Annotated in this window: 14 protein-coding genes and 1 pseudogene; 8 read left to right on the top strand and 7 right to left on the bottom strand. The window is 34.7% G+C overall.

Going from position 1 to position 15,712, the window contains the following annotated elements:
- Window positions 1–18: 18 nt before the first annotated feature.
- The 4 genes and pseudogenes from gcvPA to ACMHYH_RS07550 all read left to right on the top strand — a co-directional run bounded on the left by gcvPA (window position 19) and on the right by ACMHYH_RS07550 (window position 5,128).
- Window positions 19–843 (top strand): annotated as a pseudogene (gcvPA, locus tag ACMHYH_RS07565) (aminomethyl-transferring glycine dehydrogenase subunit GcvPA).
- Between the two features lie 121 nt (window positions 844–964).
- The gene (locus ACMHYH_RS07560; RefSeq protein ID WP_414838802.1) at window positions 965–1,519 is read left to right on the top strand and encodes an AAA family ATPase; all 555 of its coding nucleotides are present in this window, start codon (window positions 965–967) and stop codon (window positions 1,517–1,519) included.
- 262 nt (window positions 1,520–1,781) lie between these two features.
- Window positions 1,782–2,264 (top strand): Rrf2 family transcriptional regulator, encoded by a 483-nt coding sequence (locus ACMHYH_RS07555; RefSeq protein ID WP_414838801.1) that lies wholly within the window; start codon window positions 1,782–1,784, stop codon window positions 2,262–2,264.
- 26 nt (window positions 2,265–2,290) lie between these two features.
- Window positions 2,291–5,128: a YhgE/Pip family protein gene (locus ACMHYH_RS07550; protein WP_414838800.1), complete on the top strand. Its 2,838-nt coding sequence runs from the start codon at window positions 2,291–2,293 to the stop codon at window positions 5,126–5,128.
- Between the two features lie 59 nt (window positions 5,129–5,187).
- On the opposite strand, the gene ACMHYH_RS07545 is transcribed toward ACMHYH_RS07550, so the two are convergent.
- Window positions 5,188–6,081, bottom strand: a complete 894-nt coding sequence (locus ACMHYH_RS07545) for an EamA family transporter (protein WP_414840367.1) — start codon at window positions 6,079–6,081, stop codon at window positions 5,188–5,190.
- Window positions 6,082–6,340: 259 nt separating this feature from the next.
- Here ACMHYH_RS07545 and ACMHYH_RS07540 point away from each other — a divergent pair, with 259 nt between their 5' ends.
- Window positions 6,341–6,541, top strand: coding sequence for a hypothetical protein (locus tag ACMHYH_RS07540; RefSeq protein ID WP_414838799.1), 201 nt, complete (start codon window positions 6,341–6,343; stop codon window positions 6,539–6,541).
- A 66-nt stretch (window positions 6,542–6,607) separates the two neighbouring features.
- Here ACMHYH_RS07540 and ACMHYH_RS07535 read toward each other — a convergent pair whose 3' ends face one another.
- Both ACMHYH_RS07535 and ACMHYH_RS07530 read right to left on the bottom strand, forming a co-directional pair.
- Window positions 6,608–7,228: a DedA family protein gene (locus tag ACMHYH_RS07535; protein WP_414838798.1), complete on the bottom strand. Its 621-nt coding sequence runs from the start codon at window positions 7,226–7,228 to the stop codon at window positions 6,608–6,610.
- A gap of 37 nt (window positions 7,229–7,265) precedes the next feature.
- Window positions 7,266–8,555, bottom strand: a complete 1,290-nt coding sequence (locus ACMHYH_RS07530; RefSeq protein ID WP_414838797.1) for a hydroxymethylglutaryl-CoA reductase, degradative — start codon at window positions 8,553–8,555, stop codon at window positions 7,266–7,268.
- Window positions 8,556–8,814: 259 nt separating this feature from the next.
- On the opposite strand from ACMHYH_RS07530, the gene ACMHYH_RS07525 reads away from it, so the two are divergent.
- Together ACMHYH_RS07525 and ACMHYH_RS07520 are read left to right on the top strand one after the other, a co-directional pair.
- Window positions 8,815–9,234, top strand: coding sequence for a DUF4430 domain-containing protein (locus ACMHYH_RS07525; RefSeq protein WP_414838796.1), 420 nt, complete (start codon window positions 8,815–8,817; stop codon window positions 9,232–9,234).
- Window positions 9,224–9,763 carry an ECF transporter S component gene (locus ACMHYH_RS07520; RefSeq protein WP_414838795.1) on the top strand — a complete coding sequence of 180 codons (540 nt, stop codon included), beginning with the start codon at window positions 9,224–9,226 and terminating at the stop codon, window positions 9,761–9,763. Before ACMHYH_RS07525 ends, ACMHYH_RS07520 begins: the two co-directional genes overlap by 11 nt.
- A 135-nt stretch (window positions 9,764–9,898) precedes the next feature.
- Here the strand turns inward: ACMHYH_RS07520 and ACMHYH_RS07515 are convergent, their stop codons facing one another.
- The 4 genes from ACMHYH_RS07515 to ACMHYH_RS07500 all read right to left on the bottom strand — a co-directional run bounded on the left by ACMHYH_RS07515 (window position 9,899) and on the right by ACMHYH_RS07500 (window position 13,890).
- Window positions 9,899–10,432, bottom strand: coding sequence for a hypothetical protein (locus ACMHYH_RS07515; RefSeq protein ID WP_414838794.1), 534 nt, complete (start codon window positions 10,430–10,432; stop codon window positions 9,899–9,901).
- The gene (floA, locus tag ACMHYH_RS07510) at window positions 10,432–11,427 is read right to left on the bottom strand and encodes a flotillin-like protein FloA (protein ID WP_414838793.1); all 996 of its coding nucleotides are present in this window, start codon (window positions 11,425–11,427) and stop codon (window positions 10,432–10,434) included. The genes ACMHYH_RS07515 and floA overlap by 1 nt, the downstream gene beginning before the upstream one ends.
- Before the next feature lie 2 nt (window positions 11,428–11,429).
- Complete coding sequence (locus ACMHYH_RS07505; protein WP_414838792.1) at window positions 11,430–12,029, bottom strand: NfeD family protein; 600 nt, start codon at window positions 12,027–12,029, stop codon at window positions 11,430–11,432.
- A 187-nt stretch (window positions 12,030–12,216) separates the two neighbouring features.
- Complete coding sequence (locus tag ACMHYH_RS07500) at window positions 12,217–13,890, bottom strand: PucR family transcriptional regulator (RefSeq protein WP_414838791.1); 1,674 nt, start codon at window positions 13,888–13,890, stop codon at window positions 12,217–12,219.
- A 267-nt stretch (window positions 13,891–14,157) separates the two neighbouring features.
- On the opposite strand from ACMHYH_RS07500, the gene ACMHYH_RS07495 reads away from it, so the two are divergent.
- Window positions 14,158–15,708 carry a hypothetical protein gene (locus tag ACMHYH_RS07495; protein WP_414838790.1) on the top strand — a complete coding sequence of 517 codons (1,551 nt, stop codon included), beginning with the start codon at window positions 14,158–14,160 and terminating at the stop codon, window positions 15,706–15,708.
- Window positions 15,709–15,712 lie beyond the last annotated feature (4 nt).

Here is a 15,712-nt window from a genome sequence, read left to right as displayed (position 1 = left end):
GCAAAAGATCGTGAATAAATGCTAGCAACCCTAGCAGTTTCTTCGCTATCTGAATTGTTTGCTGATATTCCTGATCATCTTCAGTTAAAAGAACCATTGCCTATTCCAACCGCTTTACATGAATTTGCCTTAGAGAAAAAAATGAGACAGATGGCAAATAAAAATAAAGATAGTAAAGAGTATGTATTTTTTTTAGGAGCGGGGACTTATGATCATTATATTCCAAGTACAGTAAATCATGTTCTTTCTCGTTCAGAATTTTATACGGCTTATACCCCTTATCAAGCAGAAGAAAGTCAAGGCGAATTACAAGCACTATTCGAATTTTAAACGATGATTTGTGAATTGACAGGAATGGATGCAGCTAATTCTTCGCTTTATGATGGCTTTACGGTACTGGGAGAAGCCGCTACGTTAGCAGTTAGAAGTACAAAAAGAAAGAACGTTATTGTCTCGAAAGGTGTACACCCGCAAGGACGAGAGGTATTAAAAATAGTCTCAACAGGATTTAATTATCATATAACAGAAGTGAAACTAGCAGGAGATACTACAGATTTAACAGAATTAAAAAAATTGATTGATCAAGAAACGGCCGCTGTTATTATTCAATACCCTAATTTTTTCGGTTCAATAGAGGATTTGACGGAAGTAAAAGCTCTTGCTGAGTTGAATCACGCGCTGTTTATTGTTTCAGCAAATCCTTTAGCGTTAACTTTACTAGAAGCATCTGGTAACTTGGGAGCAGATATTGTTGTAGGATATACTCAGCCATTAGGCTTATCTATGTCATATGGCGGTCCACACTGTGGTTGTCTTAGAAGCTCCACACACGACATCTGTTAGACGAATCGATGAAGTAAGAGCGGCTAGAAAATTACTGCTTCGTTACGATAAAAGTGAGCACAAAGAGTAAGGAAACGAATCGCAATGAGATAACGTGTTTTTTTAAAACGGAGGAATAGCTATGGGCATTGAACAGAATAAAGTCATCTTAGTATTAGTTGGAGTTAGTGGGAGTGGGAAAACAACTTTAGCTAATGCATTGGAGAAGACCGGTATTCCAAAATTAGTCACAACAACAACTAGACCTAAAAGAGAAGGAGAAGTAGAGGGAGTAGATTATTATTTTAGAGAAATGTCTGAAATGTCGAATATTGCATTTATCGAAAACTCTTTATACAATCATTATCTTTATGGTTTAACAATAGATACAGTAGAAAAAGGGCTAGATTTTCATGATGTTGTGAGCGTTGTTTTAGATAAAAATGGTGCAGCAGCATTAAAAGAAGTTAATCCCTTTTATACAAAAATTATTTACTTGCGTGTTTCTGAAGATGACGTTCAAGAAAGAATGGAAAAAAGAGGCGATAGTCTAGAAAGTATTCAACAAAGATTAGCATTTGCTCGAGAAACAAATGAGTTTGAGGCACCACTAGAAACAGATTTAATTTTACCTGTTCAAGATGTGGACAAATCCGTTGAGTGTATTCTATCTTTTATCAAAAATGGCTTGCAATAAAAAACTAGTTTTATCAGCTTATGAATGATTTTTAACAGAGTTTTTTATGAATTCCTTAACTGAATAGAATGAAGAAGAGGTTGAGACCAGTTGAGTCTCAACCTTTATTTTTTATTTTGTTAAATAAAAAACAGACTCCATTACTTTAAATAAAAAGTTTCTATTGCTTTTTTTTATAAAGAAGAGTAAATTTGTTCATGGATATAATAAGTCCATAATGGATATCGAATATCGTTAACTTAATATGAAAAGAGGCGAGATAATGAATTTAACAAAAGGATTGGAACAAGCTATTTGTATTATGACGTTACTAGCAACTCAAGATAAGAAATTTCCAATTGCTTCACATATTATTAATCGAAGATTAAAGGGAGCTTCTCCTTCCTATATCAAAAAAATTATGAGAAAGCTAGTTGTAAATGGTTTAGTCACTTCTGTTTCTGGAAGCAATGGTGGCTTTTCTTTGGCAAGAGATCCAGAAAACATTCACTTATTAGAAGTAGTAGAAGCGTTAGAAGGACCAATTGTTACTTATCCAAATACAGGAATGATCAATCAAGTTTTTTCGGATTTAGGACCAACTGCTAATCATGGTGAAGTTATTTTGATGGAAGTCTTTGAACAAGCAGATAATCACTACAAAGACTATCTAAGCAAACAGACTGTTGCAGAGTTAATTCAAAAGTCGTTGAAACATCAAGATATTCCTGTTCTCAATTGGAATGAAAAAATGAATCAATTTTAAGCTAGGAAAGGCGTGGAAAAGAATCAATGAACATGTTGAAAAAAGAATGGAAAGAACTATATTCTAACAAAATGTTGCTTCTTTCCTGTATCGTTATTTTATTTATTCCAATATTATATGCAGGTTTTTTCTTAAAGTCTAACTGGGACCCATATGGTAACACAGACGAGTTATCGGTTGCAGTAGTTAATGAAGACCAAGAAGTTGAGTACGAAGGTAAACAATTGGCTGTTGGATCTGAATTAGTAGAAAATTTAAAAAACAATGATTCTTTGGATTGGAATTTTGCTGCTCCAAGCGAAGCAGCACAAGGATTGACTGATCGAAAGTATTACATGGTAATGACTATTCCAAGAAGCTTCTCAAAAGATGCAGCAACATTAATGGATACTCATCCTAAAAAAATGAAATTAACGTATAAAACAAATGGGTCACTAAATTTTATTGGTGAGGTGATTAGTAAATCAGCTGCAAAAGAAGTTGAAAAAAATATTTCTGAAACTATTACAAAAGCTTATACTGAAGCGCTATTTGACCAAATAGGTGAAGTAGGCAATGGATTTACTGCTGCTGCTGAGGGTTCAAAAAAATTAGAAGAAGGTACAGTAAAAGTAACAGACGGAAATAAAGAGATAACAAAAAATCTAACTAAATTAGCTGACAGTACATTAACCTTCAATGAAGGTGCAGAAACGCTAAGTGTTGGGTTGAAGGAATACACAAACGGAGTAGCTCAACTAGATTCAGGTGCAATGAAATTGACTAAAGGTATTGGACAGTTAGCCTCAAATGTCAGCCCACTAAAAGACGGAGTGACTCAATTAAATGCTGGAGCTAACGAATTGAAAAGTGGATTAATACCTTACACAGCTGGTGTCAATAGATTGCATTTAGGAGCAAGTCAATTGACTGCTAATAGCGATGAGCTTCAGAATGGTGTGATTAGTCTAAGTGATGGAGTTGATCAAGTTAGATTTGGTAGTGATCAATTATTAGTAGGACTAAATCAATTATCAACTTTACTTAAAGAAAGCCAGTCAGAGGAAAATAAAAAGAACCTAAATACATTATTGATTAGTTTACCTGTAATAAATGATGCTATTCAGAATTTGACTGCTGCTTTAGATAGTCAAGCAAGTAGTATTAACACCGATTCAATTACTAAAGATTTAACAAGTATAGGTACAAACCTAAAAGGTATGCAAGAAAACGTAACAAACGCTGGGACTCAGTTATATCGTGTTGGAGAAAGTACAAAAGTATTAGGAGCTAATGTAAAGACCGATGGAATTAAAACAATTGACACTGTTCGAAATACAGCAGCTTTCAAGGCGTTAGATTCAGCTCAACAAGTAGAACTACTAGAAGCAGTGCAAAGTGAAGTACAGGCACAAGGAGAAGCAAATGAAGCGTTAATTAACACTATTGATGAGCAAGTAGGAGCAACGAACACGGCTGCTAGAACAGCCGCTACTCAAGCGACAAATGCCGGTGCCTCAGCTAAAGATTTACAAGTACAACTAGAAAAATTAGCTGGAGTAGTAAGCCAACTAACTGATTTAAAAGCACAAGTAGCTACATTAGCAAATGGTTCAAACCAAGCTTTACCCGGAGCTGTTCAAGCGATTAATGAATTAAGTGGTGGTTTAACGTCAGTTCAAACAGCTTTGACACAGACAGGTGAAGGTCAAAATAAAGGTGTTATTCAAGGAATGACTGAGTTAAATCATGGTCTTAAAACGATTCAAGATGGATTAAAAGGAAATAACGGTTTAGTTGCTGGAGTAACAACGTATACAAATGGGGTTGGTACTTTACAAAATGGAACGACTGAATTAGGTAAGTATTCTGAAGTGTTGAATTCTGGTGCAACTCAATTAAGCGGTGGTATCAATCAAGTAGCTGGGAAATTACCTTCACTAATACAAGGGGTTAATCAATTAAATAGGGGTTCTAACGAATTAGTTAAAGGAACCAATCAATTAAACAATAATTCAGAAAAATTGATGAATGGATCAAGCCAGCTAGCTGATGGAGCTGGAAAAATAACTGATGGTTCTAAGCAGTTAGCCAATGGATCAACTAGTTTAGGAGATGGGCTAAATACGCTTAACATTGGAGCAATTACATTAGCAACTAGTTTACAAGAAGGTGCAACGAAAGTAAATGCGATTGACCCTACTGATGAAACGATTAATATGTTTTCAAATCCAACAGAATTGATTCATAAAGAGTTTAGTCATGTTCCCAATTATGGAGCTGCTCTGGCTCCTTATATTATGTCAATGGCTCTATATATAGGAGCAGTTATTTTCAACGTCATCTATCCAATACGAAAACCATTTTTAAAAGGACAAACGGGATTTTCTCTTTGGCTAGCAAAATTGTCAGTTGTTCTACCCGTTGCTTTATTCATGGCGCTCATTGAGGGAGGGATATTAATGGCACTAGGATTACAAGTACAATCTGTTGGGAAATTCTTTACAGTGGCTATGATAACTGCAGTAGCCTTTATGGCAATTGTCACATTCTTGACTGTAGCCTTGGATAATGTAGGTCGCTTTATTGCGATGATTTTACTAGTTGTACAATTAGGTGGCTCAGGAGGAACATTCCCAATGCCCCTAACCAATGATTTCTTCATATTTATTCATCCGTTTTTACCAATGTCTTATTCTATTTATGGTTTTAGAGAAGCTATCTCTGGGGGGATCGGACAAGATCTTTACAATCAGAGCCTCTTTATTTCAGTTAGTCTTATTCTTGTTTTCAATAGTTTATTATTTGCTTACCTCTATTTTTTTCAAAAGCAAAAAAATAATAAGCTAGTAACAGATGATGGTTCAGAAAGTTTACCAGCATAGCCTTAGAATAAAATGAAAAAGAGGATTTTAAGAGTAAAACACTCTCAAAATCCTCTTTTTTATTCAAATCCTAGAATGAAAATTCCAACCATAATGACAGCGATAACCATATATTGAGCTTTTGTCAGTTTTTCTTTCAAGAAAATGCGTGAAAGGATAATCGACACAATACTATAAGAAGAAATCAGCGGCGTAACGATGATAGCATTTCCAGCAATAGCATAGACATAGAAAAATTGTCCAAATGTTTCAAATAGAGCTGCATAGCCTTTTGTCCGTTCTTCAAATAGGTTAAAAGATTGTTTTTTGATCACAATAAGATAAAAAGCGGCTAGAATAGCACAAATTAGAAAAGTCAGCTCATAAGAAGTATTAGCCTGGTTTTCACTCATCACTTTATCTAAAATGAAAGCATCTGCAAATGTTCCTAAACCATCGATAACAGCATATAAAATAGGCAATATAATAGCAAGTGCACCAATTTGATACTTGCGATCAATTTTCTTTTTGTGCTTCAGTCTATCTAAGTCTGCTGCTTTCTTTTCAAGAATAGATAAGAAAATAATCCCAACTGAAATAAGCGCAACAGCGAAAAACTGTATACCAGTCATGACTTGACCTAAGAAAATAAAGGTCAATAGAGAGGCAATCGCACCGGATGAATTCATAATAGGAGACGAAATTGAAAGTTCTAAATAACGCAACCCAATGTACCCAATAGTCATTGAAAGAATATACATACTAGAAACGGGTAAGTAACGAATAATATTCATCGGATCGTAAGAAATATCTGTAAACAAAAGAGTATAAATAGCATGAATCCCCATAACAGAACCGACCATTATCACAATTCGTAAATGGCTATATGGATCTTTAGGATTGCTGCCTTTTTTATAAAATAAATCTGCTGCTCCCCAAGAAAAAATAGCAACTAATGTAAAAAGAAACCACATAATTTTCACCTTTCCATCAAAATAAATTTGCGAGTAACATATGTAAAAAATGAATAAAGACTACATTTGAACTAGTTTTCGCTTTGTCTATAATAGCATAAAAGCGAATAGAAATTAATAAAAATAAAGAATAAACGATAAAATGAGTAAAATAAATGAGTTTTAAAATGAAATGTCATAAGAAGGTCTTTAATTGTTAATTAAAGATAAGCGGAGTATAGTTAAGTTAGATCAAAAATAACTTTAGGAGGAATATATAATGGGCTATATGACAGAGTCAGATGTAACACACTTACTAAATGAATCTAAAAAGGAACTAGACCGTTTGACTGCTAAGCGTACTATGGATTTAAGTAATTCTATCAGCTACATTGAAAATGAACTTGAAATTCAACAAACAAAAGGTAAGATAACAGCTTATGAATATGTATTGAATGCAGATGAAAACAAAATAGATTAGAAATAAAAAAGAAAAGCTAAAACAGCTTTTCTTTTTTATTTCTAATCTATTAAACAAAGATCATTTCTAAACGTTCTTATTTTTTATTTTATTTCTACGAAGAATCCAAATCAAGCCTGTTGCCAATAATAAAAAGATAATGAAATAGGCTACTTTTGAATAAATAGACATGTAATAAACAATTACTGTCCAATTTGACCCAACAAGAGCACCAAAATAAATCAAAACGGTATTCCAAATCAATGAGCCTAAAGTCGTAAATAAAAGAAAGAGACTGATTTTCATTTTTGACATTCCAGCTGGTATAGAAATGAGGCTTCTAATTAATGGGATAAAACGACAAAAAAAGACCGCCGCAATTCCGTGTTTAGTAAACCATTGATTTGCTTTATGCAAATCTTTTTTTGATAAACGTAAAATAGTCCCCCATCGATCAACAATTTTTTCTAGGCGAGTACTATCCAAAAAAGAACCTAAGCCATATAAAACTAGTGCACCACCAACAGAACCGATAGTTGAAACAATGATCATACCGATAATGGTTAAGTTAGTTGTCGTCGTCATGAATCCGCCAAAGGTTAAAATAACTTCTGAAGGAATAGGTGGGAAAATATTTTCAATCATAATTAAAAATGCGACACCACTATAACCGAATTGTTCCATAATGTGTTGAATCCATATTTCCATAGGGTCGCAATCTCCTCATATAGTCATTCTTTTTGTTTTAATTCATCTGTTTGAAACTATTTAATAGAGAAACTGCTGTTTCTAAGTTCATATGAGTTTGCTTCTTTAATTCAGTTGCAACATATTCGATTTCATTACCTGATGCTCCAGCACTGATAGCTAAAGATCTAGCTTGCAACCCCATATGTCCTTTTTGAATACCTTCTGTTACTAAAGCCCTCAATGCAGCAAAATTTTGAGCTAAACCAACTGAGACAATGACCGATTCAAGTTCTTTAGCACTTTTTATAGACAACAAGCGTTGGCTGAACTGAGCGGTAGGGTGGATACCGATTGAGCCACCGACGAATCCAATGGGTAAAGGCAGAGTCAAAGAGCCTTTTAAATCGCCATTATCGGCTTTTTCCCAAACCGATAAAGAACGGTATTGTCCCGACTTAGCAGCATAAGCATGCGCACCAGCTTCGATAGCACGCCAATCGTTTCCAGTTGCTAAAACCGTAGCGTCAATGCCGTTCATAATACCTTTATTGTGTGTAGTCGCACGATAAGGATCAGCATAAGCAAATTGAGAGGCTTCAATTAGTGCATCTCTCACTTCTTCTCCCGAATACTCGCCACGTTTTAATAAAGAAAGTGGAATCTGACAAGTAGCAGTAGCTAAGCATTCAGTTGCATAATTTGACAGAATGCTCATCAAAATTTTCCCATGAGTCAAGTTTTCGATAAAGGAAGCAATAGCCTCCATCATCGTGTTAACAATATTAGCACCCATCGCTTCTAAGACATTGACGTGAACATGGACAACTAAAAATGTCGGAGAATGCTCTGTTGCAGGAATGGTGCGAAATTCTACTTTATCTGCACCGCCACCTCTTTTAACAATTGAAGGATGAGCGTCATTTGCTTTTTCTAGAATAGCCACTTTGTGTGAGGCTAATTCTTCTAGAGCAAAGGCTAAATTTGGTACATCTTTTAGAGCAACTTGGCCAATCATTTTGCGTTCGCTTAAATGAGTTTTGAAGCCACCTGCTTGTGCGATTACTTTAGCAGCGGAACTTGCTGCCGCGATAACAGAGGGTTCTTCGGTTACCATGGGTACTTGATACGTTTGATTATCTATTAAAAAATGTAAAGCGACTCCTAGAGGAAGAGAGTATTGTGTTAATTGATTTTCAATCATATTATCAGCTAGTTGATCGGATAATGCTGGATTTTCAAAAAGGAGTAAAGCATCTTCTATTTGAATAACTTTAGCATCTAGTAAAGCTTTTATTCTTTCTACCTTCGTTTTTTTATAAAATTCTGAAAAATGAGAATGTGTCATTCTATAACCTCTTTCCAAAATAAGTTCATTCATCATTCTAGCATAGAATACTGTGCTACTCTAGTGGGAGAGGATTAACTTAATAGAATCCTTAATTATCTAAGAATGAATGGTCTATTTTATACGACTTATTTTTTTGACCGTTGATAAGATTGACATTTAGGATAAAACTACTTAGACTCGATAGGAATGACTTTGTAAAAAAAGTGAAAAATTTAAGGATTATATCTAAAAAATACCGATAATAGAGGAGAAGAAGATGAAAAATAAAATAAGATTAGGCTTAGTATTAGTCATGCTACTGATAGTAACGGCATGTGGAGATAGAAATCAAACCGCTTTAAATGAGAGTTCTGCCTTAGTTCCAAGTCAAATAGAAGTCGCAATGACTGAAACTATTTCAGCGTCGATTGTATTACAAGAAGAAGGGAAAGTTCTAACGACGATCTCTAAAGATGTAACAGCTCAAGAAGGACAAAATTTATTAGAAATCATGGAAGAAAATTACGATTTAACAGCTAAAGATGGTTTTATCTCTGTTATTGAAGGTTATGAGCAAAATGAAAAGGAAGGGAAATATTGGTTGTATACGATTAATGGGCAAGAAGCTACTGTAGGAGCGGCTGATTATATTATGGAAGATCAAGATGTTATTGTGTGGAATTTAGATGGCTTTTAATCATTCTATCCGGCAGTTTTCTGTTCAACGATTAACCTTATTAGCGATGCTAACGACTCTTTGCTACGTTAGCCGTTTAGTATTCCAGCTTTTGCCTAATGTCCAACCTGTAACGGTTATATTAATTATTTTGACACTGACACTTGGAGTAGCAGATGCGTTAATTGTTGCACTATTGTCTATTCTAATTTCTAATATTCATTTAGGCATGGGAGTTTGGACAATTGCGCAAATTGTTTCTTTCTCGTTGATAGTGATAATGACAGGTTTATTGATCAAACCTATTTTTAAAACCTTGCCTTTTTTTATAGTGACTATCTATGCGGTATTTACGGGCTATGCTTATGGATTTATTATTTCACTCGTTCAAGCTCCTTTTTTTGGTATTCAAAAATTTTGGGTTTATTATCTTTCAGGTCTCTCTTTTGATACGTTGCATGCTTTTGGAAATGGTGTTTTTTATTTATTGTTAGCACCCATACTTTTTCCTTTATTAACTAAATCACTTGAAAAATACTACTCAAACTAAAAAAGTTAAGCTTTTTTAGTTTGTATTTAGATAAAGGAAATAAAGAGAAACGTATCCGGATTTTTTTATACTTATAAATAAATAAAGATACAAATAAAACAAAGGGGTTAGGACAGCTGTCCTAACCCCTTTGTTTTATTTGTAGGGCCTCAAAGAACGAGGCTTGTCTAAAATTTCTTTATAGATAATCCCCTGTACAAATGTTCTTTGTAACGGAGTTTGTTTTTTTCTTTTATCTACCCTTTTTGTTTGCACAAAATTCTTAGCCGCGCCAGGTGGTTTAGAATAGGCTCGTGACGTCGGTTTGCTTTTCGAAACAGGTTGGATGATATTTCGTTCTGCTAAAGGACGAGACTTAACTTTCGGTTGTTGGTATTGATCTTTTTTTGTAGATAAATAAGGATTGTTTCTTTGTTTTGCTAGATCTGCAGCTTTCTGATTGATACGTGCTGCTTCTTGCTTAACGGCTGGTTTTTTATTAGGTGCATTATTTAATTGATCTCTTTCTTGATTGACTTCTTTGATGAACTCTTGGTATTTAGACATAATCCCATTTTTATTTCCTTTTTGTTGACTGAAAAGTGCACGGCCAACTGATCTTACGACAGTGATAATAATAATTAAAGGAATGAGAGAGCTTAGAAAACTAAGCAGACCAACTAGTTCCATTATTCATCACGTTCACTTTCGCCTAACCCAGAAATAGAATCTCTCATAGAAGTATCTGCAGCGATATTTTTCATATTGTAGTAATCCATAACGCCTAAATTACCAGATCTTAATGCTTCAGCTAATGCTAATGGAACTTCAGCTTCAGCTTCTACTACACGAGCACGCATTTTTTGTACTTCTGCAATCATTTCTTGTTCTTGAGCAATAGCCATTGAACGTCTTTCTTCAGCTTTTGCTTGAGCGATATTTTTATCAGCTTCAGCTTGCTCCATTTGTAAGCTAGCACCGATGTTACGTCCAACGTCGATATCTGCAATATCAATTGAAAGGATTTCAAATGCTGTACCAGAATCTAAGCCTTTTTTAAGAACCATTTTTGAAATAGAATCTGGGTTTTCTAAAACGTCGGTATGTTTTGCAGCACTACCAACCGTTGTTACGATACCTTCACCAACACGAGCGATGATTGTTTCTTCACCAGCACCACCAACTAAACGCTCAATGTTTGCACGTACAGTTACTTTAGCGCGGGCTTTAACTTCAATACCGTTCATGGCCATAGCAGCAATGACAGGTGTTTCAATAACTTTAGGGTTAACACTAACTTGAACCGCTTCAAAAACATTACGGCCGGCTAAATCGATAGCAGCAGCTTGTTTGAAAACCAAATCAATGTTAGCACGTTGTGCAGCAATCAAAGCATCGATAACTTGGTTAATATCGCCACCTGCTAGGTAGTGAGCTTCTAACTCATTGATATTGATATCCAAGCCAGCTTTTGTCGCTTTGATTAAAGGACGGATAATATTTTGAGGAGCAACTCTTCTCAAACGCATTCCAACTAATGTACCAATTGAAACTTTAACCCCTGAAAAATAAGCTGTTACCCATAGTCCTACCGGTACAAAACGGAAGAACATACTTAAAATGATGATGACCAATATCGCAACAATTGCAATACCTATTAAACCACTTGTCTCTTCTACTAACATATTTACGACACTCTCCTGACTACTATTTTCGAACCTTCGACTTTAATAACTTCAACAGAAGTATCTGGTTCAATTTGTTCTCCTGAACTTAGGACATCTAATTCCGTATCATCAAAAGCTACTTTACCAGCAGGTCTCAATGTCGTAGTAGAAATCCCTTTTTTTCCTAAATAATCAGTATAATCTTTATTACTAGAATACCCGCCAACTTTAGTCATATTCTCTTCTAGTATCAGTTTCTTGAAATTTCCAAAAGAGTATCCCTTCTTTAAGAGGATAATGGCTAAGACTACGGAAATAATACCGGCAATACTTAAATCAAACAAACTTTGACCAGCATCACCATAATTAAGATAGATGCCACCAAAAAGCAACAGCCCACCTAATACTCCAGCTACACCAAAGTTGGGTATAAACACTTCTAAGATCAATAACAGAATTCCTAATATAAAGATGACAATAGGAAACCACTCTCCATTACCGTTTAGAAAGAAGTAACCAGCAAAACTACCGACAGCTAGTAAGCCACCTAATAAATAGTGAATGGTCAACCCCGCGATGACTAGCCCAACAAAACCTGCACTTAAAAGTAAGATATTCAACTATATTCACCTCCTTCTGAATGAATCGATTCTTCTATATAAAATAAAACGAAAAAAACTTTTTAGCAACTTAGTAACAAAAAAGAATTTAGATGATATACAAGTATTTTACCACTCTTATAGCGAATATGTACACTTAAAGAGCTTAATTCTTTCATAAGAATAGAGAGCGTTAAGAATAGTTTAGCTACTGTTCGTAATCTTTTTGATACAACATATGGTAAATTTTTAGAGCCAATTGAATTTTTAATAACTCATCTGAATCTTTGAGATCAAGAAGCAAAATACGCTGTATCTTTTCAATTCGATAAAGTAAACTGTTGCGATGAATATAGAGTTGCCTTGCGGTTTCTGCAATATTTAGTTGATTAAAAATCCAGCATTCAAGAGTTTCAATTAAGTCACTTTGGAATTTTTGATCGTGTTCGTATAGATCTCCTAGTGTATAAGAGAATAATTTTTGCATTTCTTTTTTACTAACATTATCTTTCAAAAAATGATGAACAGTGAAATCATCAAAATGATAGACTTTTCTTTTGATTGCTTTTGTTTGAGTTAATCGTAGGGCTTCTTGTGCTTCATAGAAACTAAGATTGATATCCATTAGTTGCTTGGTAAGTCTGCCAATACCACAATAAAGAGAGCAGTCAGGAAAACTCATTTCAATTGAATCGATTAATTCTTCGATTTCTGTTTTTAAAATAGATTTATCCTCGATTGCACTCTTAGGAGAAGTCCCAACTAAAAGAATGATTTGTTTTTTTCGATTGAAGACTAAAAATATTTTTTGATTCTTTTTCGTTTTTTTCACGATAGCTTGAAGGATAGTTTTCATTTTTTCTTCTTCTTGATGAGCAGCTTCTAATAAGTCAAGAGAAAAAGAATTTTGAAAATCTACTTTTAGAACATAAGCTGTGTACCACAAGGATAAGTTAATACCATGTAAGTCAGCTAGGTTTGTCAAAGAAGTAGTCGAAGTGATTTTACCAGCTAACAGTTCATCAAAAAAATCTTGTCGAATACGATTTCGAGTCCGTTCAAGCTCCCTTATTTGAATACGTTCAAGGGCAAATGCCATGCTTCCGTTTTCTAAGGCTGTAAAATGACGATCAGTTAAAGTCTGTCTGATTTTCCAGACAACAATAAAACCGAAATGGGTGTTATTAAAAAAAACAGGTGTTACAATACAACAAACAGATTCTTCACAAAATGAAAAATTACGTACTAAGGGTTTTTGAACATTTTCAAATTCAGGAGGAAGACTATCAAAAAATTGTTGAGAAAGAAAGCCTTCTTCATTAGCTAGTTCTTCTGGTGAAGAAGGACTAAGCAAACGCCAATTCTGGTCACATAAGAAAACAGAAGCCCCCATCATATTTGATAGAGCAGTAGAAATTTTTTTTATTCCACCACCGTGTAAAGACAACTGGAAAAATTCATTGTGGATATCTAAAGACTGTTTATTTATACCATCGTGTTCTCCAGATAATTCCTCCATCACACGCATCATAACTTTAGAAAAAGCAATTCCATACGGCATTTCAATAATGGGAATATTTAACTCATTAGATAGCAGCTTCATATTTTCTGGGATATCCCCAAGGTAACGCCTAGGTTTAATAATAAGAGCGGGACAATTGATGGCTTTCAATTGATTGACAACCGTATCTTGCATGGCTTTATCGTTTTTAAAAAAATAACCGGATGTAACCAACATTTCTCCAGGGGAAAACCAGTCTAACGCGTCCGGATTATCCATAATATTCACACTCGTAATGTTATTGTCTAGTCCCTTAAATCCGGAAACAACTTCAAACTCTTTAAATGGTGCTAATTGTAAAAAATCATTAACTGTTAACATAATGTATTCTCCTTTTATTTAAATAGTAATAAGAATGATACCGTTTACTATAAAAATAGTATACCATTCAATAAAAAATAGCACTATCTTTTTTATAGTACATAACATCTAATATATATCGCTATTTTAGTATAGAATGACCAGTGTTGAAAAGGCTCTCATTACTTATACTAAGAATGTAGTTGAGAAGCCGAGTGAAAAGAACTAAAAGCCATCATAAATTATAAAAAGCGGACGATCAACTAAAAAATACTAGGAGGTAACAAAATGAGTGAATTACTAGGTTGGAAAAAAGGTGACTGGGGTGCGTATTTCGGACTACTAGCAAATAATTTAACAAATTTCTTTACTATGTCAGGTTTGTTAATTTTTGCGGTAGGTATGCCAGCAGAATTTGTCTATAGAAGAATTGCGCCAGGTTTTGGATTAGCATTATTTTTAGCAGGTTTCTTCTATTGGTACGCAGGTAAAAATTTAATGAAGAAAACAGGTCGTACAGATGTAACGGCTTTACCTTCAGGTCCTAGTGCACCTTCTATTTTCTTAGTTGTTTTCTTAGTTATTATGCCAATAGCTAGAGAAACAGGTGATTGGGAGTATGCATGGAAAGTTGCTTTAGGCTGGTGTTTCTTGGAAGCGTTGATTGAATTATCAGGTGCTTTTATAGGAGATTGGTTACGAAGAATTATTCCCCGTAGCGTATTGCTTTCATGTCTAGCAGGTTTAGGCTTACTTCTTTTAGCAATGAACCCAATTTTACAGTCATTTGAAGCACCTTATGTTGCTTTTGTTGTCTTAGCTATTATCTTCATCAACTGGTTTGGTAAAAAACCTATTTTCCCTAAAATTCCGACTGGTTTCTTAATTTTAGCAGTAGGGACAATCTTAGCTTGGGCATTTGGACAAATGGACTTTGCAGCAGTCGTTGCAGGAGCAGATACACTTGGTTTTTCTTATCCAATTCTACAAGTAAAAGAATTGTTTGAAGGTATTCCACCAGCAGCATTGTTCTTAGTTTCAGCTATTCCATTAGGTGTAACAAACTTCATCTTTACATTAGAAAATATCGAGTCTGCAGCAGCAGCTGGTGATGACTTTAACGTTAGAAACATTATGTTAGCAAACGGATTCTCTTCAATTGTTGGTTGTTTCTTTGGAAACCCATTCCCAACAACAGTTTATATCGGTCATCCAGGTTGGAAATCAATTGGTGCTGGTATTGGGTACACATTAGTAACTGGTTTCACGATGTTTATCATTTCATTATTCGGATTAGGTGGTATTTTACTTGGTATTATCCCATTAAGTGCTGTATTCCCAATTCTTTTCTACGTTGGTATCGTTGTAGCGGTTCAAGCTGTAAACGAAACACCAAAAGCAGAAATGGCAGCAGTCTTTGTCTGTTTATTCCCCTGGATTGCAAACTGGGCGTTAACATTAGTAAATAATACCTTAACAGCAGCAGGAACAAATGCAGCAGGTGTTGGTTTAGAAGCCTTTACGGATGCTGGTGTTTACCACAGAGGATTGATTGCTTTAGGTAGTGGAGCACCATTAAGCTCTATCTTATGGGGTTGTCTAGTTGTCTTCTCTGTTAGAAGCAAATCAATTGCGGGTATCATTACAGCATTAGTTTCAGCAGCGTTGACTTATACTGGCGTTATTCACTCAGTATCTGTAGGTTTGAATCAACAATTTGGTATTACAATCGGGTATCTTTTAATCGCTGCATTATTCGTATACAAACATTTTGCAGATAAAAAAGATACAGTAGAAGATGAAGAATCAACAACAGCTATACCAGATCAAACAGCTTAGTAAA

The sequence above is a fragment of the Carnobacterium sp. TMP28 genome (genome assembly GCF_047553015.1).
In the GTDB taxonomy this organism is placed as follows: domain Bacteria; phylum Bacillota; class Bacilli; order Lactobacillales; family Carnobacteriaceae; genus Carnobacterium_A.
Note: the sequence above shows the minus strand (reverse complement) of the source record. Positions and strands in the feature narration are given on the sequence as shown.